Raw genomic sequence first — 1283 nt, 5'->3', positions numbered from 1 at the left:
CAGGTAAAAGAAGAGGGTTTGGTTTTGTCGTTATGGCCGCTGCTGACGCAGAACCGGCTATCGCGAAGTTAAATGAAAGGGAATATATGGAGCGAACACTTAAAGTTCGTATTGCTAACGATCCGAAACATCCAGATGGCGATAAATCTGAACTGGATTAAATCCTAATTTCGCCAAACAAATGTTCAGTGCATCTTCTTGCCAAGGAGGTGCACTGGCAAAGATTCGTTTTATCCCTTCTTCTTTCTCTTCAAGCTCGCCACAAGACAGTAATGCTTTAACCCGGCGCGCTATCGCCTCCCCAGAATCAATCAAAACGACGTTGCTACCCAGCACTTGCTGAATTTCGTTTTTGATTAGTGGGAAGTGTGTACAACCAAGTACAGCGACGTCTACTTTATTGCATAGCGGCGATAAGATACTTTTCAGTTCATCCAAAGGAACACTTTCACCACGTAGCTTTTCTTCTGCCATATCAACCAAACGCGTCGAACCTAGCAATTCAACTGGCTTACCTTGTGCAAAATCGCGGATCAGTTCATGAGTGTATTGACGAGTGACGGTCGCAGGCGTTGCGATTAACCCTACTCCCTGAGTCGCTAGTAGGGAGGCCGGTTTGATGGCAGGCACGACGCCAACAACTGGCACTGATAAGTTGCCACGCAATGACGGCAGCACGATTGTACTGGCAGTATTGCACGCAATGACGACGATATCGATGTGATGCTCTGCTACCAATGCGGAAACCAGCTGATTGACGCGCGAGATAAGCACATTCTGATCGAGTTCGCCGTAAGGATAAGCTTCGTTATCGAACAGATAGAAGTAGTCTAAGTGTGGAAGGAGTTGGTGAATTTCTTGGAAAACTGACAGTCCGCCGACACCGGAATCAAACACTAGAACTTTTTTCTTACTTGATGCTCGCACGAGTCTTACCTGATGAATAGAGACTCGGCGATAATACTGGTTAGATTTGTTTTGGCAATGCTTTGGCGCGGTATCTTTGATGGCTAAATCTCTCCCCTATTTCTACTTCAAGCTTAGTCAGTTCTATATGTCCTTGAAATGATGGGGTTGATGTCACCAATGTGTGGAACTCACCATTTTCTCGACATGGATCAATATGACGTGGTAATGACTCGATTAATACTTGGTCATACCAACGACCACACCATTCTGGAGCAAGTGCCTTTCCATCAGTGGTAATCAACATAGTTTTAATTCCACGTTCTATGACTTCCATCGCTAAGCTCAAACTATTCTCCCCTAAGAGAGGAAAGACA

At 45.2% G+C, this 1283-nt stretch carries 1 protein-coding gene and 2 pseudogenes; 1 reads left to right on the top strand and 2 read right to left on the bottom strand.

From position 1 onward, the window contains the following. Positions 1-161, top strand: a pseudogene (locus tag R7Q38_RS23675) (RNA-binding protein); the annotation flags it as partial. Here the strand turns inward: R7Q38_RS23675 and murI are convergent. Together murI and R7Q38_RS23665 are read right to left on the bottom strand one after the other, a co-directional pair. After that, positions 115-927, bottom strand: a complete 813-nt coding sequence (murI, locus tag R7Q38_RS23670; RefSeq protein WP_025509482.1) for a glutamate racemase — start codon at positions 925-927, stop codon at positions 115-117. The pseudogene R7Q38_RS23675 and the gene murI overlap by 47 nt on opposite strands. Positions 928-967: 40 nt before the next feature. Further along, positions 968-1283, bottom strand: a pseudogene (locus R7Q38_RS23665) (ATPase); the annotation flags it as partial.

Origin of the sequence: Vibrio sp. Vb0598 (assembly GCF_033338935.1) — a bacterium.
Lineage (GTDB): Bacteria > Pseudomonadota > Gammaproteobacteria > Enterobacterales > Vibrionaceae > Vibrio > Vibrio alginolyticus.
Note: the sequence above shows the minus strand (reverse complement) of the source record. Positions and strands in the feature narration are given on the sequence as shown.